Consider the following 23,019-nt stretch of genomic DNA (forward strand, 5'->3'; position numbering starts at 1 on the left):
AGACAAACTTGGATATCAAAACTTCTCTACATCCTAGCTTTGTGCAAGCTGTCTATATCCTGCATCCTTCAAACTTTACATTTGTGTTGATTTAAGAATGCTGCTACAGTTTGGTTAAAGGCTTCTGGTTGTGTCAAGAAAGGCCAATGATTTCCGGGAACTTGGCAGATGCTTAAGTTTTTTAGATGAGTTTTGTAGGGTTTTAGTTGCCAATCTTGACGATTTACGCCTTTTTGGGGTTGGATGAAGAGAGTTGGTAAATAAACTGGCTCTGTTAACCCAGGTACGCGCATGACATCTTCAAAAATGCGATCGCGGGCGGCTATAGTAAATTTACTACCCCAACTACCATCAGGCTTTTGTTCAATTCCCGCATCAAAGACTTGCTGATGTAAATCAGTCCAACCTTGATATTGGCTTAACTGTTGCGCTTGCTGTTTGGCTGACTCGTAACTAACAAAAGGCCCCATACTTTTAAGAAACGGTAAAACCCGGTATAACAGGGGAAATGTCAGTTTAAAGTAGCTGGGCATTTTCCAGATGAAGATGGGATCTATCAAAATCATACTCCGCAAGCGTTGGGGATTTTGTCTCGCCCAGATAGCGGCTAATTTACCCGTCCATGAATGACTAACAACATGGGCACTAGACCATCCTAAACTATCCATCAGGGCTTCTAAATCCGCGATCGCACTTTCAAAGCTATAATCATCTTCCGGCTTGCTGCTTTCGCCATGACCACGCATATCTGGGGCAACTATATGGTAATCTGCGGCTAGATAATCCCCTAAGCTAGACCATACTAAGGCATTGTCGGCTAAACCATGTAATAGCAATAAGGGTTCTTGACCTTGGTGCCACTCTAAGTAAGACAGCTGAATGTCAGACTTGGAGAAGGTTTGACGTATAGGCATCATTACATATCCACCCACAGATAGAACTTCGCGCTTATATGTTATCGCGAAAAGAAAAATGCTTGCACTGTGGCGAGGATGTTGTTGGTGAATACAGATTGCAACAGTTCTCGCGCTAACCCCATATACCGCCCGCAGGCTAGAAGCCTGGGGCTATTGGTACGAAGCCTGCCTTCGCAGGCTTAATTTCTTAGCCTGCGAAGGCAGGCTTTGTTCGATTAGCCGCACCCTTCTAGGGTGACGGCGGTATGTCGGGTTAGCGCGAAAACTATTGATATCAGTATTTGGGCTTAGGCTACGCCAACGCACCCTCACGTTACCTGAAACCGCTACAGGGCAATGCCTACGGCGGGCAAAGCCTACGCAAATTCAGTATATTGTCTATTCACGAGGAAAATATCCTCATTAACGGAGTTCAAAGTCTCATTCACGAGGAAAATATCCTCATTAACCGAGTTCCAAGCCTCATTCACGAGGAAAATATCCTCATTAATGGAGTTCAAAGCCTCATTCACGAGGAAAATATCCTCATTAATGGAGTTCAAAGCCTCATTCACGAGGAAAATATCCTCATTAATGGAGTTCAAAGCCTCATTCACGAAGAAAATATCCTCATTAACCGAGTTCAAAGCCTCATTCACGAGGTTCTTTTTTAAGTTCGCATCCTTTTTTACCTAAAATTGCGCCTGGGTGATGCTAGCGGCGGGTTACGCCAACGGATTCATCAACAGTTGAGAGAGAATCTTGAAAAGTTTAGTAGCTAGTTTTTTTGTTGAATCTACCTCAAAAACCCATCACCTATGATGAAATTTTACACTTTTCAGGAATTTAGGACGCTAGTGTTGAGTTTATCTCATCATAAAATTACTTCTCACGCTCTTACCCATGAACGAACAGCGTCAGCAAGCCTATCTCAACCTCATTCGCAGCCTGTTGAATTGTCGTAGTAACAATGAAGTCCCAGAAATTTTAGCAGCAAACCAAGATTTACTGGATGTTGGCTTATTGCAGAAGATAGAAGAAGAAGCACAGATGTGTTCCCAACACGGGGATGAGAAGACAGCAAATTGGTTGCGAAATTTGGCAATGCAACTAGGGGAAGCGTTGAATCTAGATAATGAAGTAGATTTGCAATCTCTCAGTGAGGAGGAGATACAAGCATATTACCAATTCTTGATGGAGGTACTACAAGCAACCGTAAAAAGTAGGGGTGATTCCCAGGTAGTTTACCCCTTGCTGGCAAGGAATACAGACAAGCTTGACGGAATGTTAGCAGAAATATTGCGCCAGTGGTGGACAAATATACTAACGGAAGTTGCACCAGATGTAGCGCAACCTTACGCTTCAGCTATTGGTGATTTTAGTAATCTGATTAGTCAGTATCCCTTAAGCAGTAAAGCCAACAACATGGAAATTGCTATTACTGGCTATCAAATAGCTTTAACTATTTTCACCCGCATTACTTTTCCCCAAGAGTGGGCAATAACGAAAAATAATCTGGGTAACGCCTACTGTAACCGAATCAAGGGAGATCAAGCAGATAATATTGAAAAAGCAATTCAAGCCTACACAGATGCTTTGGAAGTCAGAAATCGCGAAACTTTACCTCTAGATTGGGCAATAACGAAAAATAATTTGGGCAACGCCTACGATAAAAGAATCAAAGGAGATAAAGCAGATAATATCGAACAAGCAATCAAAGCCTACACAGATGCTTTGCAAGTCAGAAACCGCCAAGTATTTCCCCAACAATGGTCAGCAACACAAGATAATTTAGGCACTGCTTACTATAACAGAATTAAGGGTAACAGAGCAGAAAATATTGAACAAGCAATCAAATCCTACAAAGATGCGTTGGAAGTCAGAAATCATGAAACATTGCCCCAAGAATGGGCAATGACACAAGACAATTTAGGAAATGCTTACTGTGAGAGAATATTCGGCGATAGAGTAGAAAATATTGAACAAGCAATCAAATCCTACAAAGATGCTTTAAAGGTAAGAACCTACGAAAGATTACCCTTAAATTGGGCTGCCACTCAAAATAATTTAGGCACTGCTTACTATAACAGAATCAAGGGAAATAGAGTAAAAAATCTTGAACTTGCAATTAAAGCCTATATAAATGCTTTAGAAGTGAGAACACGCAAAAATTTGCCTCTAGACTGGGCTGAGACTCAAAGTAATCTAGCCCTTGTTTACATTGACAGAATTAAGGAAGAAAAAGCAGATAATATCGAAAAAGCAATTTCTGCTTATATCGCTAATTTAGAAGTATATACTTGTGAGAGCCTCCCTCAACAATGGGCAATCACACAAAATAATTTGGGCATTGCTTATGTTGAAAGAATTAAGGGAGATAGAGCAGAAAATTTTGAACTTGCTATTAAAGCTTATATAAATGCTTTAGAAGTTAGAACCCGCGAAAGCTTACCTTTAGATTGGGCCGCAACGCAAAATAATCTAGGAAATGCTTACCGCAACAGAATATTAGGAGACAGACACGATAATCTACAAATGGCGATCGCTGCTTTTACTGATGCTTTAACTGTCTACACTAGAGAAGCTTTGCCTGAAAACCGTGCAGAATCTTTGTTTGGACTCGGAATTGCTTACCAAAACAGTAACCAGTTTACCTCAGCTTACGATCAGTTTAAATCTGCCATTGACACAGTAGAATATTTACGCTCAGAAATCGTTTCTGGTGAAGAAACAAAACGCAAACAAGCGGAATCCTTTAACAAAGTTTATAGCAGCATGGTGGAAGTTTGCCTGGAATTAGCTAATATTACCGAGGCAATTGAATATGTTGAACGTAGTAAAACCCGCAGTTTAGTTGAACAAATCCTCGAACGTGACTCTAAAACTTTCTTCCCCGCAGATGTTGTCACTCAACTAGAAATATACAGGGATGAAATAGCCACAGGACAATATCAAATCGAAAATAGCAAAGCTGAAAATTTCCAAGTTCTAGCACAACATCTGCAACAGTTGCGACAGCAGCGTAATGAATTGCAAAACCAATACTTACCTGTTGGTTATGGTTTTAAGTTTGATTCCTTTCAAGCTACTTTGGATGATCGTACAGCCATTATTGAGTGGTATATTCTCAATGACAAAATTCTGGCGTTTATTGTCACAAAAAGAGGAGATGTAACTGTTTGGCAATCCCAACCAGAAGATAGAAACGCCTTGGTAAATTGGGTAAATGAATATTTGCAGAATTACTATGATCAAAAAGACCAATGGCAGAAAATCTTAGGGGAAGAACTCAAACAATTAGCCTCGATTCTGCACATTGATGAAATATTAACCCAGATACCAAAGCACTGCGATAAACTCATCCTAATTCCCCATTTGTTCTTGCATTTATTCCCTCTTCATGCAATTCCAGTAAATCAAAATTCTGAAAATTCGCTTTGTCTTCTAGATTTATTTGCTGGTGGTGTGAGTTATGTACCCAGTTGTCAACTACTGCAACAGGTGCAACAGCGCAAACGTCCTGATTTTCAATCCCTGTTTGCCATTCAAAACCCCACAGGAGATTTAAACTATACAGATTTAGAAGTACAAGTTATTCAAAGCTACTTTAATCCAGCCAATGTCCTGAAAAAAACAGCAGCGACACTCACAGCAATTAATAATTCTGACTTAAATACTTACCACTGCACCCACTTTAGCTGTCACGGATATTTTAACTTAACAAATCCCGGTAAATCTGCGCTAATTTTAGCCAATGCACTTATCACCAACACCCTAACAAAAACCGACTCCGAACGTTACCTGAATGTGCGAGCAGGGGAAACCGACGATTTAGACAAATGTCTTACCCTAGATAAAATCTTCAGTCTCAAATTAGAAAAATGTCGCCTTGTCACCCTTTCCGCTTGCGAAACTGGATTAATTGATTTTCAAAATGCCAGTGACGAATATATTGGTTTACCTAGCGGTTTTCTATTAGCTGGGAGTAAAGCTGTAGTCAGTAGTTTGTGGACTGTCAGCGATTTATCTACAGCATTTTTGATGATGAAATTTTATGAAAACTTGCAAACAATAAATACTGTCTCCATAGCACTCAATCAAGCACAGCAGTGGCTACGAAATTTAACCACAGAAGAATTTGAAGCACTGTTAGTTAAATATCATCCACAGATTGAGGAAATTTTTGCTCAAATTCCAGAAGACACGCGCCCGGTAGCAAGAGCAATATTAAAAAGAACCTGCAAGCGTAAACCCCACCCTTTTGCAGCACCATTTTACTGGGCAGGATTTACAGCTACAGGGCTTTAGGATTCAGGTTTGGCAGTCTCACAAAACTTCTTCACGCCGATTTTGGCAACATAAATTACAACTGGAGTTGCCAAAGCTACGGGAATATTACCACTTGCTGCTAGAGTTGCGATCGCAGCTGTTAATACTCCTGTTATCATCTCGTCAAATTCTTCCTGACAGATAATTTTGCTGAGTTTTCGAGCTAATATTTCTAAATAATCTGAATTTCCTCGCAAGCTGACTTCTGCTTCGGTTGTCTCAACAGCAATTAACTGTGCTGCTGCTTCTAGATTTCCCTGACACTCTTCTATTGCATCTAAAGCTTCTAAAGCTTCTGGAATATCCGCCAACTGGCTGCGAAATTGACTAATTTCCTCTGGTGTAACGGTAAGCATTTAATAGTTTTAATCAATCAATAAATACACAAAGCATTCAGCGATTATACATCTAATGATTAATTGAGAAATATGGCGATCGCACTTCCATATTGAATTTATTAGCTAGCCAACCCGATATACCGCCCGCAGGCTAGAAGCCTGGGGCTATTGCTACAAAGCCCACCTTTGTGGGCTAGTTTCGTGGGGTAGTTGGTTAAAGTTCCCAGTCTTTCAAAAGAGTATTGAATTTATTAGCTAGCCAACCCGATATACCGCCCGCAGGCTAGAAGCCTGGGGCTATTGCTACATGAGCTTACCTTTGTGGGCTAGTTTCGTGGGGTAGTTGGTTAAAGTTCCCAGTCTTTCAAAAGAGTATTGAATTTATTAGCTAGCCAACCCGATATACCGCCCGCAGGCTAGAAGCCTGGGGCTATTGCTACATGAGCTTACCTACCCTTCGGGAACGACTTCGTCGTACGTGGGCTAGGTTTTTTAGCCTGCTGTTGCAGGCTTTGTAGGATTAGCCGCACCCTTGTAGGGTGACGGCGGGATTTCGGGAGCAGCGATAAATAATTTCCTATTTAAACTAGATATTTAAAGTTCCCAATCCTGAAAAAGAGTTTTTTGATGGTGGTGTGTGGCTTGATTTTTGATGTAATTAGCTACTTGCTGAAGATTTTGGCTGCTGACGGTGAATGCACCATAACCACCTTGCCATTTGAACAGGGAATTAGTTTTAATTTCATGCGTGATGAGATGAGAAGAACTCCCTTTAACTTTGCCTATGAGTTCAGACACAGTTAAGCTAGGTGGAAAATTTGTCAGAAGATGTATATGATCTGCAACACCACCAATGGCGATAACGCTACATTTTAAGTTGGTGCATTGTTGCGCGATCGCACTATAAATAATATCTTGAATATCTTTGGTCACTAGGGGTAATCTATCCCAAGTTCCCCACACACAATGCAAATATAATTGCGTAAAATTCCTCGACATTGCCCTTAATTTGCCATATTGATCAACAAATATATATTTCCCTCCCTCTATGCCCAAATAACGCCCACAGGCTATAAGCCTGTGGCTAAATAAACGAAGCCCACCTTCGTGGGCTGAAGAAAATTAGCCCACGAAGGTGGGCTTTGTAGCGTTAGCCCCACCCTTCTAGGGTGCGGGCGGTATATCAGGTTTGTGCGAGAACTATTGATATCAATATTATCCAGCGATCGCACTCCTTTCCACGCTATAAAAATAATAATGAAGACTAAAACGACACGAAAGGCTCTGCGACAATCACTAGCTGTCTTCCGTTACAGTGGACGGGCTATTGCGCTAGTGTGGACTACTAGTCGTAGTTTGACAATTATTCTGGCTAGTTTAACTTTAATCGCTGGTTTGTTACCGGCGGCGATCGCTTATCTCGGCAAGTTAATAGTCGATGCGGTGGTGTTCTCGGCTCAAGCTGGTATCAATGGCGATATTTCCCGCCCATTATTATATGTAGCATTGGAAGCGATCGCTGTCATGTTATTGGCAGGGAGTCAGCGCGGTTTGATTGTCTGTCAATCACTGTTACGGGCGCTACTCGGTCAGCGCGTGAATGTACTTATCTTGGAAAAGGCGCAGACATTAGATTTAAGGTATTTTGAAGACTCGGAATTTTATGATAAACTCCTCAATGCTCGCCGGGAAGCCTCTGTACGTCCCCTTTCTTTGGTAAATCGTACCTTTGGACTGGTGCAAAGTGCCCTGTCGTTGGTGACTTACGGAATTTTATTAGTCAAGTTTTCTGTGTGGGCGGTGATTGTGCTGATTGTAGCCGCCATGCCTGCCTTTATTGCGGAAACTAAATTTGCTACCCAAGCTTTTCGCCTGTTTAGTTGGCGCGCGCCTGAAACCCGTCAGCAGCATTATTTAGAAAATCTCTTGGCGCGAGAGGATTATGTCACGGAAATTAAACTCTTTCAACTAGGGGGAATGCTGCTGCGGCGGTATCGCAACATTTTTCATCAACTTTATGGTGAAGATAGGGACTTAACTCTGCGCCGGGGATTTTGGGGTTACCTTTTAAGTTTGGTAAGTACCGCCGCTTTTTACCTCGCATACGCCTGGATTGTCATCGAAACGGTGTTAGGGAAAATTTCTTTAGGGGATATGACAATGTATCTCACCGTCTTTCGCCAAGGACAGTCAACTTTTGCGGCTGCTTTAACTTCTATTGGCGGGATGTACGAAGATAACCTGTATCTTTCTAATCTTTATGACTTTCTTGAGGAAGAATCGCCCCAACCTTGGGGTACAGTCACCATTGGTGTCAATCCTGAAGATGGGATTCGCTTTGAAAATGTCTCCTTTACCTATCCCGGAAACAGCAAGCCGGCATTAAACAATATTTCTCTACATTTAAAACCAGGGGAAAAACTCGCTATTGTTGGGGAAAATGGTTCCGGGAAGACGACTTTAATTAAATTACTCACCCGACTGTACGCACCAGACGCAGGGAAGATTTTTCTTGACGGTGTAGATTTGCAAGAATGGGATATAGAAGTATTGCGGCGACGGATTGGCGTGATTTTTCAAAACTTTGTCCGCTATCAGTTCACAGTCGGAGAAAATATCGGCGTTGGCGATGTCGAATATTTAGACGATAGCCATCGCTGGCAAAATGCAGCGCAAAAAGGTATGGCGGAACCGTTTATTCACCAATTACCCGATGATTTTAGCACCCAACTAGGGCGTTGGTTCAAAGGTGGACATGAACTTTCTGGGGGACAATGGCAAAAAATCGCCCTTTCCCGTGCCTTTATGCGGACTAGAGCCGATATTTTAGTATTAGACGAACCGACATCAGCAATGGATGCCCAAGCGGAGTTTGATATTTTCAATCATTTTCGCACCGTCACCCAAAATCAGATGGTATTCTTGATTTCTCACCGCTTTTCGACAGTGCGCATGGCGGATAAAATCATGGTGATTGAAGCCGGAAAAGTTGTAGAACAGGGAACTCATGCAGAATTATTGGCAGCTGACGGACAATATGCCAAGCTTTTCTGGTTACAGGCGGCGGGGTATCAGTAAAGAATGGGGCATTGGGCATTGGGCATGGGGCATGGAGCATTGGGCTAGGAATTAGGGGCTTTGGAGTTGGAAGTTAGACTTTTAATCGCGGAGGTTGCGGTTTTGAACAAGTCAATTGCGGCTTTTATCTCGGAAGTTGGGGCTTTCATGTCGGAATTTGTGCCTTTAAACCTGAACGTTGCGGCTTTTATCTCGGAAGGTGCGCTTTTGATGTCGGAATTTGCAGCTTTAAACCTAAACATTGCGGCTTTTATCTCGGAAGTTGCGCCTTTGATGTCGGAATTTGCAGCTTTAAACCTCAACCTTGCGGTTTTTATCTCGGAAGTTGCACCTTTAAGCCTCACTATTCACCAATGCCCCATGCCCCATGCCCCATGCCCAATGCCCAATGCCCAATGCCCAATGCCCAAATTATGGAGTAATTACTAATGAAATTAATATCTGAACCTACAGTTCCTGTGAAAATTCACAAGATGCAGGAAAGAGTACGCTGGTTGCACCCCAATATTGTAGAACGGGGAATCGACCAAACAAGTCTGGTAATTGACGATCGCCAAAATGATAATTCAGAATTCTCTTTTTTGGTGATTGGCGATAGCGGTACTAAGTCTCATTATGGTTATCACCCGCAGCGTCTAGTAGCAAAGCTGATGCTAGAACATAAAGCCGAAAGCAGTTTTGTATTGCACACCGGCGATGTAATTTATGTGGTAGGTTCCCATGAATATTACCCAGCAAATTTTATTGAACCTTACCGGGAATTCCTGGTAGGTGGGGAAAATCCCAAAAATATTGCTTACGATCGCATGGTATTTAATTTACCTTTTCTGCCGGTCTTGGGCAATCACGATTATTATGATGTGCCTTTGATGTATCGTCTATTTACAGGCAGTACGCTAAGATTGCGGCGGATGTTACGCTACAAGGATTTTGAAATTGGTTGGCATGGTTCCAATCAAGGCAATGCTTATGCTAAGGCGTTTCTCGATTATCTCGCCAGTATCGCCTCCCCAGAGCAATTAAAAGAGCATTTAGACAATCATTACACCGCCAAAGTAGATACCGGCAGATGTTTGCGCTACGAACCGGGAATTTTTACCCGTTTACCTAACCGTTATTACACTTTTAGGTATGGCGGTATAGATTTTTTCGCTCTCGATTCCAATACTTTCAAAGATCCTTCACCTTTACCGTCTACTCAAGCAGGGGATATTTCCCGCCGAGAACTGCAAAAGCAGCGCCAGGAGATAGATAGAGAAGAAGAACAGATTTTAGAATTAAGCGATCGCCTTAATCCCGATAACCCGGAAGATGCGGAACAACTCGATGACCTAAGTGCCAAATTAGACCAAATTAATGAGGTGAAACTCGACATTGAAAAACAACTAGCAGCCCATACACCAGCCACCATTGATATAGAACAACTAGATTGGTTACGTCAACGGTTAATTGAATCTTGGCATAACTCCGAAGTTCGCGGACGGGTGATTTATCTCCATCATCCCCCCTACGTCACAGAAGCCACGAAATGGCATCAAGCCCAAACTTTAGCCGTGCGTCACCGTTTGCGCTGGGTATTTCAACAAGTAGCCGAAACTCTAGGGAAGCAAGTCACAGAACGCCCCATAGTAGATTTAATTCTTAGCGGTCATGCCCACTGTCTTGAATATCTCCGCACCGTTGATACTGGTTACGCTGACTCCCACATCAACTATATTATCTCCGGTGGTAGCGGTCGCCGCCCCCGTCGCCAACGTCCAGAAGGTAACGAACTATTAGAGACTTTTACCGAGATTCCCGAAACTCCTAGCCGCAAAGTTGCCGACTCTTTGCTTTATTTAGGGCGCACAGGCTACGGTTTCCAAAAGAAACTAGCATATTCCTGCCTACGCATCGATGTTCATGACGGTACACCACCCAAGTTTACCATCAGACCCCTAGTTACAGAACGCTCTGGGGAAAATTGGACTCATAGTCAAGTTGAGCCGTTTGATATTTGAGTTGACAGTTGACGGTTGACAGTTGACGGTTGACTGTTGACGGTTGACTGTTGACTGTTGACTGTTGACAAATGACTACTAGTAATTTTATGGATGAAACAATGTAAAAATTTATTTCACAATAGATGATACCTAAATAGTTGTCAGCATCTTATATGGATGCCACCCATGAAAATTTTATTGATTGAGGATGATAAATTACTGAGTATGGCGTTGGCAGAGTTGCTGACAGCAAATGATTACAGTCTTGATTTAGCTAATAATGGCGAAACGGGATTAAAGCTGGCAATATCTGGTGAATATGACTTGATTTTGCTAGATTGGCTCATCCCGAAACTAGATGGTATCAGTTTGTGTCGGCAACTGCGATCGCAAGGTTACCAAAAGGCAATTTTGCTACTCAGCGCTAAAAATTGCAATGCAGATATTGTGGCGGGTTTAGATGCTGGTGCTGATGATTATGTGATTAAGCCTTATGAACCAGAAGCATTACTCGCCAGAATTCGTTCTTTGTTGCGCCGCAGTGGGACAATAGCCTCATGTAAGTTAACTTGGGAAAATCTCTGTTTAGACCAAACAGCCGCTAAAGTGACTTATGAGGAAAAGTTAATTGGACTGACGGTCACAGAATATAATCTCTTAGAATTATTTTTACAAAACCCCAATCGGATTTTTAGCCGCCAGGTAATACTAGATCGCCTCTGGGGATTCGATCAAGCGCCGGTGGAACATGCAGTTACGACTCATATTAAAGATTTACGTAAAAAGCTCAAAGCCGCAGGGTTAAAAGAAGATATTCTGGAGACGATTTATGGTATTGGTTACCGTCTCAAGCCTGCACCAAATCGTCCCTTAGCCGCTAATACCGTCAATGTCCATGAAAAAGAAAGTAAACAACCTAATTTAACGGCAGTTAATCGCGTTTTGCAGCGATTTCACGATTCTTTTACCCAACAGGTAGAGTTATTAGCCCAAGCCAACAAGGCGCTGTTAGCGGGAAATTTATCTGAGGAATTACGACAAACAGCCAAGCAAGAAGCTCATAAACTAGCGGGATCTATGGGCACTTTTGGCTATCCTGAAGGTTCGCAGTTAGCTAGGAAAATAGAGCAGTTATTGTTACAAAATCAGCCATTAACAGATAGCGAATTTAATAATTTTTCGCAATTAGTCAAGTTATTGCAACAAGAATTAACAAAATCTCAGATTACTGGCACAGTGCCAACCGTCACTGTGCCAGTGAATTATTGCGTATTAGCGATTGATGATGATACGCTGTTAACCCAAAGATTAGTCAAAGAAGCTGATAATTGGGGAATGAAGCTAGAAATTGCGCCTGATTTGTCTGCTGCCCGCTCCTACCTAGCTACAACAACGCCAGACACGGTGTTATTAGATTTGAGCTTTCCGGATAAAGCCGAAGATGGATTAACTTTGCTGCGAGAATTGGGAATGCGATCGCCTAATTTACCCATAGTCGTGTTTACTGGGCGCGATAGTTTAGCCGATCGCTTGGCGGTATCGCGCTTAGGCGCAAGGCAATTTTTACACAAACCCGCTACTACCGAGCAAATCTTTCAAGCGATCGCCAGGGTACTTCCTCAACGCCAAACTTCCGAAGCCAAAGTGTTAATTGTCGATGACGATCCGCTAATTCTCACTGGCTTATCCGCATTACTCACGCCTTGGGGGTTAGAGGTGACAACCTTAAGCGAACCACAGCATTTCTGGGAAGTGCTAATAACTACATTGCCCGATTTAGTAGTGTTAGATTTAGAAATGCCAGTAGTCAACGGTTTAGAGTTGTGTCAAGTAGTCCGGCAAGATGCCCAATGGGGAGATTTACCAATTTTAGTAGTGACAAGTCATACCGATGCGGCATCTCTCCAGCAAGCCTTTGCTGCGGGAGCCGATGATTTTATTAGCAAGCCAGTACTGGGGCCAGAACTAGTCACCAGAGTCATCAGCCGCATTCAAAGATTGCGCCAGCGCTGGCAACCAGGAAGAGCCAGGGAGGGTCAACTATGAACAAATATTCTCGCCAATGCTTACCTTATGCTGTGGCGATAGGGACAACTGCGATCGCCTTAATGTTGACACTCTGGTTTGAACCACTGCTATTTAGAGTCGTTAATGCTTTTTTCTACATAGCGATTATTATTACCAGCTGGTATGGCGGCTATCGCCCAGGAATGGTAGCAATTGTGCTGTCATTCGTCGCCATTGAATCATTCTTGATTAGGAATGTACATCAATTGCGCTTCGATCAACCAGAAAGTTTACTGCGGTTGACTGTGTTTTTACTAGTTAGCTTAACGATTAATCTAGTCACCGGCAACCTACATGAAAGCAAAAAGAAAATCCAACTACTCAGCCAAAAGTTAGCCCAGGAAAATGCCGAACAACTGCAAATGGCTCTGTCTGCCGCTCACATGGGAATGTGGGATTGGAATATCATCACTAATGAAGTGAAATGGTCAGCAGAATGTCACCAATTATTTGGTGTGGTTGTGGGTGGTTTTAATAATAGATATGAAACATTTTTAACTTACGTACATCCAGAAGATCGCCCCATACTCGAGCAAGTAATTAAACAGGCGCTGCAAACTCGCAATAACTTTCACCATCAGTATCGCGTTATTTGGCCAGATGGTAGCCTGCACTGGCTAGAAGTCAGAGGACAAGCATTTTATAACCCAGCAGGTGAGCCTCTGAGAATGACGGGAACTGTGATGGCAATAGATCAGCGCAAGCAAGCCGAACAAACCTTAGGCAAACAGCTACTAAGAATTCAAACTCTGTTCAAAACCTCATTCGATGGCATCGTTATTTTAGATGCCAAAGGAAATGTCATCGATGCCAATCCGCGATTTGCACAAATGCTGGGCTACAGCAGCGAAGAACTTGCCCAGATGAACGTTTTTGATTGGGATGCGGTGTTTACGCCTCAAGAAATTCAACAAATGTTACATGATACTTTGAGCGTGAAATCAGGAGTGTTTGAAACTCGCCACCGTCGTCAAGATGGCTCAATTTACGATGTCGAGATTAGCGTCAGTGTTGAGGAATGGGAAGGGGAATTACTGCGATTTTGCGTATGTCGCGATATTAGCGATCGCAAACTTGCCCAAACAGCTTTACAGCAAAGCGAACACCGCTACCGCGCCTTAGTTAATGCTTCGGCGCAGATTGTCTGGCGCACTGATAGCGAGGGCATGACAATTAGCGCCCCAGAAATTTGGGAGGAACTTTCAGGACAATCCCCCAGGGAATCTTTAGGTTTAGGTTGGCTAGAGTTTGTCCACCCTGAGGATCGCGATCAGACTTGGCAAAGTTGGCAAGAATCTTTCAGCAACGGCACCTTATACGCCCTAGAATATCGCCTGCTGATGAAAGATGGCAATTACCGCCATTTTGCCGTGCGTGGCGTGCCAATTTGCGATCGTGACGGCAAAGTTAGCGAGTGGATTGGTACCTGTACAGATATTACAGAGCGCAAACAAGCAGAAGCTGCTCTCAAAGAACAGCAAATTCAGCTGCAACGTCAACTAGCAGAAATCGAAACCATCTATCAGTCAGCCCCCATCGGCTTGAGTGTCTTAGATACAGATCTCCGCTTTATCCGCATTAATCAACGTTTAGCAGAAATTAATGGTTTTGCTGTAGCAGCACATTTAGGACACACCTTGCGGGAATTGCTACCGGAACTAGCAGATACAGTTGAACCACTGCTGCGTTCTCTTCTGGAAACCGGTCAACCCGTGTTGAATGTAGAAATCATGGGGACAACTGCGGCTCAACCTGGGGTGCAGCGAATTTGGGTAGAAAGCTTTTTGCCGTTAAAACAAGGAGAACGCATCATTGGGATTAGTACAGTCTGCGAGGAAATTACCGAACGCAAACAAGCTGAAGCTCAACTGCAACAAGCCAAGCAAGAGTTAGAAATCCGCGTCAAAGAGCGCACGGCGGAACTAATTGAAGTCAACCAACGCCTACTAGAAACAGTCATAGAACAGCAAAAAAACCAACTCCAACTATTAGAACAGGCGCAACTACTAGATCTCGCACATGACACGATTATCACCCGCGACTTCAACGGGAATATTTTCTTTTGGAACGAGGGTGCAGAGGCTATGTATGGCTGGAAAAAAGTGGAGGCTCTGGGGCAAAACTTACACCAGTTGTTGCAAAGTCAATTACCCCAACCACAGGCAGAAATTGAAGCTGAACTCTTAGCCACAGGTTATTGGGAAGGCGAAATCACCCATTTTAGCCGGCATGGGCGAGCGATTATTGTTGCTAGTCGTTGGGTTTTACAGAAAGACAATGCTGGTAACCCTGTAAAAATATTAGAAATTAATAATGATATTACCGAACGCAAACAAGCACAATTAGCTTTTATTGAAAGCGAGGAACGCCGCCGTCTAGCTTTAGATTTAACTCTTATAGGCTGTTGGGATTTCCATGTACCTAGTTGCGAACTCATCTGGGACGATAATGTGTTTACTTTACTGGGTATTACCCCGGAAACAATTGAGCCAAATTATCAACTTTGGCGCAGTCGAATTCATCCAGAAGATGTTGATGGGGTAGAGCAGAGGTTTTTTGCATCTATCGAAACCAGAACTGATTACGCCGCCGAGTACCGGGTAATTCATCCAGATGGTTCAGTGCATTGGTTAATGGGACGAGCCAGAGCAATTTATGATGAATCGGGAAAAGCTTTGCGATCGCTCGGCGTATTATTAGATATTAGCGATCGCAAACGAGCAGAAGACATCCTCCATCAATATGAACGGATAGTTTCTCATACTACCGATGCTACCGCACTGGTAAGCCGTAACTATACTTATAGAATTGTCAACCAAGCTTATAAAGATTGGTGGCATCAGTCCGATCGGGATATTATTGGTCAGACAATGGGCGATATCTTGGGTGAGGATTTGTTTACCGAAGTGATCAAGCCACGCTTAGATAGATGCTTTGCCGGAGAAACTATTCACAGCAATCATTGGTGCGATCGCTCTGGTTTTCCTCGGCGATTTATGAGCGTCACCCATACACCTTACCGCGAAGCCGATGGTACTATCTCTGGTGTGCTGATTATCTTGCACAATCTGACTAAACTTAAACAAGCAGAAGAAGCTTTACGAGAAAGCGAAGAAAAGTTCCGTCAGCTTGCAGAACACATCCAAGCCGTATTTTGGATGACAGATTTGCAAACTCAGCAAGTGATCTATATCAGCAAAGCTTTTGAAAATATCTGGCAAAAAACTTGTCAAAGCGTTTATGAAAATTTTGGTGCGTGGATAGATAGCATTCACCCAGAGGATCGCCAGATTGTGCGCAATTCACTTAGCCAACAAGTTAGTACAGGGCGATCTGATGTCAAGTATCGCATTATCCGTGCCGATGGTTCCATACGCTGGATTCGCGATCGCGCTTTCCCAATTAAAAACGAATCGGGGGATATTATCCGAATTGCTGGGATTGCTGAAGACATCACCGAACTGCAAAAAGTTGAGCAAATTAAAAGCGAGTTTATCGGTATTGTCAGTCACGAACTGCGTACCCCTTTAACAGCCATTCGCGCTGCCTTGGGTTTATTAAATAGTGGTATTTACGATCGTAGACCAGAAAAGTTTAAACGGATGATTGAAATTGCCGCCCTCGATAGCGATCGCTTAGTCCGCTTAGTTAACGATATTCTCGATTTAGAGCGCTTAGAATCAGGCAGATCTGTTTTAGACAAAACTACCTGCAATGTGGCTGATTTAATTCACCAATCAGTCGAGGGGGTAAAAGCGATCGCCGAACAACAAAATATTACTTTTAACATTAATGTTATAGATGCTCAAGTTTGGGCAGATGCTGATGCAATTATGCAAACACTTAATAATCTTTTAAGTAATTCCCTGAAATTTTCACCTTCCCATTCCACTATCATTATCAGCGTCCAACAACAAACAGATTTCGTACTGTTTCAAATTAGCGATCGCGGGCGGGGAATTCCCACTGATAAATTAGAAGCCATCTTTGGGCGATTTCACCAAGTAGACGCTTCTGATTCTCGTGATAAAGGCGGCACAGGCTTAGGATTAGCGATTTGTCGGAGTATCATCGATCAGCACAACGGACAAATTTGGGCAGAAAGTACCTTAGGTGAAGGAAGTACATTCTTCTTTACAATACCCTTAGCCAGGAATTAAACAAGTCGGAAGTCGGAAGTGTAACGGGAATTTAGACCCCGCATAACATACTTGCAGCTTGTTAGAAGCCGCAGACTTAAACACCGCGAAGATTGTTACAGCAGTTTTCAGGTAATTTAAACACAGATTCTCGTAGGGGCACGGCATCTACAATCTACTAGTACATACAATAATATTACTGGTGCCGTGCCCCTACTACTGCTTGGTCTATTTACTTGAAAAACGCTGTAAGGTAAGAAACACAGAGAAAAAATCAGTAATTACACTCTTGTAATGTTCCATACTCAATGAATATTGACAAATAACAAATGACTATTGACTATTGACTATTGACTATTGACAAATGACTATTGACAAATGACTATAAAAAGATTGTTGATTGTGGATGATGAAGAACGTATCCGAGAACTGGTACAAGCTTGTCTAGAAGAATTGGGAGGATGGGCGACGCTGACAGCAGAATCAGGTAAGGAAGCGTTAAAAATAGCACAGACAGAACTTGTTGATGCTATTCTCTTGGATGTATCTATGCCTGATATGGATGGTTATAGCGTTTATGAACAATTGCAGGCAGATACAATTACTGAATCAATTCCAGTAATTTTTCTGACTGCGAAAGTGCAACCAAGCGATCGCGCCCGCTTTGCGGAAATGAAAATTGCTGGTGTCATTACCAAACCCTTTGAACCTCTGAAAATTTCTCAGAATGTGGCGGAAATTCTCGGTTGGGGAACCTAGTAATGCTATGGGGAAATCAAAAGTCAATCAATTTTAGATTTTGGATTTTAAATTTTAGATTAACTGCACCCATAAAGGTAGTGGCGGGTTTAATTAGATCGTTGTGAATGAATGAGGATATTTGTGAACCCGCCCCTACTTGGGGATTTTAGATTGAGATTTTAGATTTGTTCGGCTCACGTTCGCGTAGCGTCTCGGAGAGAGGGGCGGGGGTTGTACCAAAGAAATAATCTAAAATTGCCACAGTCAAAATTCCTCATTTTGACGCCATTTAAATGGTCTGTTTTTTTATGCCGCAATCTAATGTTGTGAAAAGTTAGAAAAAAATTTAGTTCTTTATTAGTTCTTTATTATTGTATTTTACCTTTCTTTAGTAGAAACAAATATTTTTCACTTCCAGGAAAGGTATATGCACACGTTGGAGAAAATGACTCTAGCCACCAAAACTATATTGCTTCTTGATGACGAAGTTAACGTTAGAGAGTTAGTTGAACTTTGTCTGAAGGATTTAGGTGGTTGGATGGTGTTAACTGCTGATTCTCCATTTCTAGCTTTGCAAAAAGCAGAATCTAATTCTCCCGATGCGATAGTGTTAGATTTATCTATGCGTGGAAGTTTTATGTTTTTGCAGCAACTCAGAAGAAATATCAAAACTCAAGATATTCCCGTAGTGTTGTTGAGTGCTACAGCGCGGTGGCTAGATCCCCAATTTATGCAAGAATATCAAGTTGTCGGCATCATTCTTAAACCTTTTAATCCAGTTACCCTGCCAGTGGAAATTGCCACTATATTGAATTGGGATTATGTCCCCAATTGTAATTTATAACTCTGGAAACATTATAGATTTGGCATAATTTTTCTATTGCAGCAAACAACTTATATTTATTGCGTATTTAGGCAATTTATTTACCAATAAAGGCTAAGTATTAGCAGATTTTTAGCTATCAACTTTCAATTATATTAGTCGCAATTTAAAACCTCAAAATATGAAAAACTCCACCCACAAGAAGATGGAGTTTTTAGGCATGGATCAACCGTCAACCGTCAACAATTTCCCTCCTTCCCTAGCCTCTAGCCCCTAGCCCCTAACCCTTAGCTGACAAGGGAATCAGACTCACTTGTTTGCTGGTACTATCCCAAACTATCCAGCTGCAAGAATTGTCTACATCATCGGCGTTATTTGTCACCTTAAAATACAACTTGTCGCTATTTTTCGGTTCAATGGCAAAATCAGCATTTTGGGCATAAACAACTTTAAAACCTTTATCTCGTAAGCAATACATCGCCCAAGCTTTTAAAGATTGCTTATGTGGTTCGTGGGGAATTGGTGGTTTTGTGATTGCGTCTTCAATGACTTTAAATGTCTGCATTGATACCATTTGCGTTATTAAGGTGATACTGAAAATTGGGGGCAGCTGTCAAAGAGCGATCGCTCCCAATCAATAATTTAAGTGTAAAACTTGAAGCTACTCATCATCAGCATCAACTGAAGTTCTCTATTACCTCTCCCTATGAGCTATCCTATTGACGCCACCCATAACCCCAGTTTACGCAGTTGGGTTGAATCAGCAAATCAACCAGACACCGATTTTCCCATCCAAAACTTACCTTTTGCTGTGTTTCGCCGCCAAGGTAGCGCCGAAACTCCGCGAATTGGAGTAGCAATTGGCAAGGAAATTTTAGATTTAACTAGATGCTATCAACTTGGTTTACTGTCACAACTCCCCGAACAATTGCAAATCGCCTGTACATCTCCTAATTTAAATTTATTAATGGGGATAGAAATTCCTGCTAGATTAGCTTTGCGTCAGCATCTCAGTCAGTTATTGCAAGCTAACAGACAACCACAGCCGCCAGCAGAAATTCTCTTCACCATGTCTGAGGCTGAATTTATACTACCAGCCGCTATTAGTGATTATACTGATTTTTACGCCTCCATCTTTCACGCCACAAATGTCGGAAAGCTTTTCCGTCCAGACAATCCTTTACTGCCTAACTATAAATATGTACCTATCGCCTATCATGGACGCGCTTCATCAATTGTGCCTAGCGATACTGCTATTAAGCGTCCTAGCGGGCAAATCAAACCACCAGCAGATTCAGTACCCAAATTTGCACCTACGCAAATGCTAGATTACGAATTAGAAATTGGGTTTTTTGTCGGTGTTGGCAATCAACCGGGAGAACCTATATATATAGATAAAGCAGAAGAACATATATTTGGACTGTGCTTAGTTAATGATTGGTCAGCTAGAGATATTCAAGCTTGGGAATATCAACCTTTGGGGCCGTTTTTAGCCAAGAGTTTTGCAACTACAATTTCCCCTTGGGTAGTTACCTTAGAAGCCTTAGCACCATTTCGCTGTCCGGCTTTTAGTCGTGCGTCAGGCGATCCGCAACCCCTACCTTATTTATCTTCGCCAGTCGATGAGAGTTTGGGCGGTATCAATATTACATTAGAAGTTTGGATAACTTCAGCGCAGATGCAACAACAGGGTTTACAACCTTGGCTGTTAAGTCGTGGTTCTTTCCAACAAATGTATTGGACATTAGCGCAAATGCTCACCCATCATGCTAGTAATGGTTGTAACCTGCGTTCAGGAGATTTACTTGCAAGTGGTACAGTTTCCGGTGCGGAAACTGGTTCGCAAGGTTGCTTGTTAGAAATTACACAGCGCGGTTCTCAACCAATTACACTACCTACAGGTGAGGTACGAAAATTCTTAGCTGATGGTGATGAAGTAATTCTGCGGGGATATTGTGAAACCCCAGGGTATCAGCGCATTGGATTTGGCGAATGTCGCGGTAAGATTTTCAACTGCTGAGAATTTCGGATAAATTGAGGCAGAGCCTCATAAATCTAAGCTCCCACGCAGAGCATGGGAGCTAGATGGATACCAATTTCAAAAGAGAATGTGGCAGATTGTAGGGGCATGGCAATGCCATGCCCTCTAGAGCTTAGTAAGACCACTTCCAATTGCGGATTTCTGGCATATCTTCGCCATAACGCTCAATATAGTGCTTATGCTCAATCAGCTTGTCTTGCAACATTTGCTTGACGTAAGCTGCTTTAGCACCTAATTTCGGCACGCGATCGATTACGTCCATTACTAAATGAAAGCGATCGAGATCGTTCAGTACAACCATATCAAAGGGAGTGGTGGTAGTTCCTTCTTCTTTGAAACCGCGCACGTGTAAATTGTGATGGTTGGTATGGCGATAGGTTAGGCGGTGAATCAACCAGGGATAACCATGAAAAGCAAAGATAATCGGCTTGTCGGTGGTAAAAATTGTGTCGAAGTCTTTGCTGCTTAAACCGTGGGGATGTTCGCCTTTGGGTTGGAGTGTCATTAAATCCACTACGTTGACTACCCGCACTTTTAACTCTGGGAAGTTCTGACGCAAAATATCCACAGCCGCTAAGGTTTCTAAGGTGGGAATATCACCAGCGCAAGCCATGACTACATCTGGTTCGCTACCTTTATCATTACTTGCCCATTCCCAAATACCCAAGCCTTTAGTACAGTGCTTAATGGCGGAATCCATGTCTAAGTACTGTAAAGCTGGCTGTTTACCCGCAACAATGACGTTGACGTAATGCTTACTTCTGAGACAGTGGTCTGTTACTGACAATAAAGTATTCGCATCGGGGGGTAAATAAATGCGGACAACTTCTGCTTTTTTATTGGCTACATGGTCAATAAAACCAGGATCTTGGTGAGAAAAACCGTTGTGGTCTTGTCGCCAAACATGGGAAGTTAGCAGATAGTTTAGAGATGCAATTGGTCTGCGCCAAGGAATATCCAGGGTAGTTTTTAACCATTTGGCGTGCTGGTTAAACATCGAGTCAATGATGTGGATAAACGCCTCATAGCAAGAGAAAAACCCATGACGACCTGTGAGCAAGTAGCCTTCTAACCAACCTTGACAGCAAGTTTCACTGAGCATTTCCATCACCCGCCCGTTGGGTGATAGATGTTCGTCTTCCGGGAGGATTTCCGCCACCCAAGTTCGGTCTGTAACTTCAAATACCGGATCTAAACGGTTAGATTGGGTTTCATCGGGGCCGAAAATGCGGAAATTGCGGGTTTCTTCGTTAAATCGCATGATATCCCGGAGAAACTTACCTGTAACTTTGGTGGCTTCGGCTTCTACTTTACCCGGTGCGGTAACATCTACAGCATATTTTTGGAACTCCGGAATTGTCAGTTCCCGCAGTACCATACCGCCATTGGTATGGGGGTTATCGCCCATACGACGATGTCCGTGGGGAGCTAATTCGGCTAATTCGGGAATTAGCTGCCCTTTTTCGTCAAAAAGTTCTTCTGGTTTGTAACTCTTTAACCAATCTTCCAATAATTTCAGGTGTTCTGGCTTTTTCGCAATTTCGCCAAAGGGAACTTGGTGCGATCGCCAAAAATCTTCGGTCTTTTTCCCATCTACTTGTTTGGGGCCTGTCCAACCTTTGGGAGTCCGCAAAATAATCATCGGCCATTGTGGGCGTTGGCTAAACCCATGTACCCTAGCTTCTCTTTGAATACTTTGTATCTCAGTAACAATAGTATCCAAAGTTGCCGCCATTTGCTGATGCACATCTGCGGGGTCTGAACCTTCTACAAAGTAAGGTTTATATCCATAGCCAATAAACAAGCTTTCTAACTCTTCATGGCTCAACCGTGATAATACTGTAGGGTTAGCGATTTTATACCCGTTAAGGTGTAAAATCGGCAATACTGCACCATCATGGACAGGATTAATAAACTTGTTAGAGTGCCAGCTTGTAGCTAAAGCACCTGTTTCTGCTTCTCCATCACCGACAACCGCAGCCACAATTAAATCGGGATTATCAAAAGCTGCACCGTAGGCGTGGACAAGTGCATAACCAAGTTCACCACCTTCATGGATCGAACCTGGAGTTTCCGGCGCTACATGGCTGGGAATCCCACCAGGGAAGGAAAATTGTTTAAAAAGTTGCTTCATCCCCTCAACATTTTGAGCAATGTTGGGGTAGTATTTGCTATACGTACCTTCTAAGTAAGTATTCGCAACGATACCCGGCCCGCCATGACCAGGCCCAGCAATGTAAATTGTATTCAGGTCATATTTTTTGATTACCCGATTCAAATGTACATAGATAAAATTCAGACCGGGTGTAGTTCCCCAGTGACCTAAAAGCCTGGGTTTTACGTGTTCTAGCTTCAGTGGTTCTCGTAAAAGCGGATTATCAAGCAGATATATTTGGCCTACTGAAAGATAGTTAGCCGCACGCCAGTAGGCGTTTATTTTGCGTAATTCTTCATCCTTTAAAGGCTTTGGTTGAGTCGGACTTGCTAACGTCATTATCAAACTCCATTACATGAGGATGTGACGAATTCATTCAATCAGTATGCAAGTTTACTTATCTAGAGGCTGAGTGTCATCTTACTCGTGA

The 23,019-nt window shown here is 42.7% G+C and carries 15 protein-coding genes; 9 read left to right on the forward strand and 6 right to left on the reverse strand.

The window, feature by feature from the left end:
• Positions 1-68 precede the first annotated feature (68 nt).
• Together AACW45_RS24270 and AACW45_RS24275 are read right to left on the reverse strand one after the other, a co-directional pair.
• The gene (locus AACW45_RS24270) at positions 69-914 is read right to left on the reverse strand and encodes an alpha/beta fold hydrolase (RefSeq protein ID WP_190629278.1); all 846 of its coding nucleotides are present in this window, start codon (positions 912-914) and stop codon (positions 69-71) included.
• 359 nt (positions 915-1,273) lie between these two features.
• Complete coding sequence (locus tag AACW45_RS24275) at positions 1,274-1,555, reverse strand: hypothetical protein (RefSeq protein WP_190692787.1); 282 nt, start codon at positions 1,553-1,555, stop codon at positions 1,274-1,276.
• Between the two features lie 244 nt (positions 1,556-1,799).
• Here AACW45_RS24275 and AACW45_RS24280 point away from each other — a divergent pair, with 244 nt between their 5' ends.
• A complete protein-coding gene (locus tag AACW45_RS24280; RefSeq protein ID WP_190629143.1) occupies positions 1,800-5,204 on the forward strand; it encodes a CHAT domain-containing protein in 3,405 nt (1,134 codons plus the stop codon).
• On the opposite strand, the gene AACW45_RS24285 is transcribed toward AACW45_RS24280, so the two are convergent.
• Together AACW45_RS24285 and tnpA are read right to left on the reverse strand one after the other, a co-directional pair.
• Positions 5,201-5,581 carry a hypothetical protein gene (locus tag AACW45_RS24285; RefSeq protein ID WP_190629145.1) on the reverse strand — a complete coding sequence of 127 codons (381 nt, stop codon included), beginning with the start codon at positions 5,579-5,581 and terminating at the stop codon, positions 5,201-5,203. The two genes, AACW45_RS24280 and AACW45_RS24285, sit on opposite strands and share 4 nt — an antisense overlap.
• 576 nt (positions 5,582-6,157) lie before the next feature.
• On the reverse strand, positions 6,158-6,562 hold the full coding sequence (tnpA, locus tag AACW45_RS24290; RefSeq protein ID WP_190629146.1) for an IS200/IS605 family transposase: 405 nt from the start codon (positions 6,560-6,562) through the stop codon (positions 6,158-6,160).
• A gap of 258 nt (positions 6,563-6,820) precedes the next feature.
• Between tnpA and AACW45_RS24295 the strand changes: the two genes are divergently transcribed.
• The 7 genes from AACW45_RS24295 (at position 6,821) to AACW45_RS24325 (ending at position 18,414) form a co-directional block, all read left to right on the forward strand.
• A complete protein-coding gene (locus tag AACW45_RS24295) occupies positions 6,821-8,641 on the forward strand; it encodes an ABC transporter ATP-binding protein (protein ID WP_190629148.1) in 1,821 nt (606 codons plus the stop codon).
• Positions 8,642-8,743: 102 nt separating this feature from the next.
• Entirely contained in the window at positions 8,744-9,070 is a 327-nt protein-coding gene (locus tag AACW45_RS24300; protein ID WP_190629150.1) for a hypothetical protein, read from the forward strand.
• Complete coding sequence (locus AACW45_RS24305) at positions 9,070-10,641, forward strand: metallophosphoesterase (protein ID WP_190629152.1); 1,572 nt, start codon at positions 9,070-9,072, stop codon at positions 10,639-10,641. Before AACW45_RS24300 ends, AACW45_RS24305 begins: the two co-directional genes overlap by 1 nt.
• Positions 10,642-10,809: 168 nt before the next feature.
• On the forward strand, positions 10,810-12,669 hold the full coding sequence (locus tag AACW45_RS24310; RefSeq protein WP_190629153.1) for a response regulator: 1,860 nt from the start codon (positions 10,810-10,812) through the stop codon (positions 12,667-12,669).
• On the forward strand, positions 12,666-16,850 hold the full coding sequence (locus AACW45_RS24315) for a PAS domain S-box protein (RefSeq protein WP_190629155.1): 4,185 nt from the start codon (positions 12,666-12,668) through the stop codon (positions 16,848-16,850). Before AACW45_RS24310 ends, AACW45_RS24315 begins: the two co-directional genes overlap by 4 nt.
• A 357-nt stretch (positions 16,851-17,207) precedes the next feature.
• The gene (locus AACW45_RS24320) at positions 17,208-17,588 is read left to right on the forward strand and encodes a response regulator (protein ID WP_190629157.1); all 381 of its coding nucleotides are present in this window, start codon (positions 17,208-17,210) and stop codon (positions 17,586-17,588) included.
• Between the two features lie 427 nt (positions 17,589-18,015).
• On the forward strand, positions 18,016-18,414 hold the full coding sequence (locus AACW45_RS24325; RefSeq protein ID WP_199330960.1) for a response regulator: 399 nt from the start codon (positions 18,016-18,018) through the stop codon (positions 18,412-18,414).
• Positions 18,415-18,673: 259 nt separating this feature from the next.
• On the opposite strand, the gene AACW45_RS24330 is transcribed toward AACW45_RS24325, so the two are convergent.
• Positions 18,674-18,958 (reverse strand): hypothetical protein, encoded by a 285-nt coding sequence (locus tag AACW45_RS24330; RefSeq protein ID WP_190629161.1) that lies wholly within the window; start codon positions 18,956-18,958, stop codon positions 18,674-18,676.
• 141 nt (positions 18,959-19,099) lie between these two features.
• Between AACW45_RS24330 and fahA the strand changes: the two genes are divergently transcribed.
• The gene (fahA, locus tag AACW45_RS24335; RefSeq protein WP_190629163.1) at positions 19,100-20,413 is read left to right on the forward strand and encodes a fumarylacetoacetase; all 1,314 of its coding nucleotides are present in this window, start codon (positions 19,100-19,102) and stop codon (positions 20,411-20,413) included.
• Between the two features lie 133 nt (positions 20,414-20,546).
• On the opposite strand, the gene AACW45_RS24340 is transcribed toward fahA, so the two are convergent.
• Positions 20,547-22,928, reverse strand: a complete 2,382-nt coding sequence (locus AACW45_RS24340) for a phosphoketolase family protein (RefSeq protein WP_190629165.1) — start codon at positions 22,926-22,928, stop codon at positions 20,547-20,549.
• Between the last annotated feature and the right edge of the window lie 91 nt (positions 22,929-23,019).

This window comes from Calothrix sp. FACHB-168 (assembly GCF_963889195.1).
Lineage (GTDB): Bacteria > Cyanobacteriota > Cyanobacteriia > Cyanobacteriales > Nostocaceae > Aulosira > Aulosira anomala_A.

Bases quoted from the DNA above. Each gene is read 5' to 3' on its own strand.
- fahA (WP_190629163.1), top strand. From the start codon at position 19,100: ATGAGCTATCCTATTGACGCCACCCATAACCCCAGTTTACGCAGTTGG.
- AACW45_RS24280 (WP_190629143.1), top strand. From the start codon at position 1,800: ATGAACGAACAGCGTCAGCAAGCCTATCTCAACCTCATTCGCAGCCTG.
- AACW45_RS24315 (WP_190629155.1), top strand. From the start codon at position 12,666: ATGAACAAATATTCTCGCCAATGCTTACCTTATGCTGTGGCGATAGGG.
- AACW45_RS24320 (WP_190629157.1), top strand. From the start codon at position 17,208: ATGACTATAAAAAGATTGTTGATTGTGGATGATGAAGAACGTATCCGA.
- AACW45_RS24330 (WP_190629161.1), bottom strand. From the start codon at position 18,958: ATGCAGACATTTAAAGTCATTGAAGACGCAATCACAAAACCACCAATT.
- AACW45_RS24305 (WP_190629152.1), top strand. From the start codon at position 9,070: ATGAAATTAATATCTGAACCTACAGTTCCTGTGAAAATTCACAAGATG.
- AACW45_RS24340 (WP_190629165.1), bottom strand. From the start codon at position 22,928: ATGACGTTAGCAAGTCCGACTCAACCAAAGCCTTTAAAGGATGAAGAA.
- AACW45_RS24295 (WP_190629148.1), top strand. From the start codon at position 6,821: ATGAAGACTAAAACGACACGAAAGGCTCTGCGACAATCACTAGCTGTC.
- AACW45_RS24325 (WP_199330960.1), top strand. From the start codon at position 18,016: ATGACTCTAGCCACCAAAACTATATTGCTTCTTGATGACGAAGTTAAC.
- AACW45_RS24270 (WP_190629278.1), bottom strand. From the start codon at position 914: ATGCCTATACGTCAAACCTTCTCCAAGTCTGACATTCAGCTGTCTTAC.
- tnpA (WP_190629146.1), bottom strand. From the start codon at position 6,562: ATGTCGAGGAATTTTACGCAATTATATTTGCATTGTGTGTGGGGAACT.
- AACW45_RS24310 (WP_190629153.1), top strand. From the start codon at position 10,810: ATGAAAATTTTATTGATTGAGGATGATAAATTACTGAGTATGGCGTTG.
- AACW45_RS24285 (WP_190629145.1), bottom strand. From the start codon at position 5,581: ATGCTTACCGTTACACCAGAGGAAATTAGTCAATTTCGCAGCCAGTTG.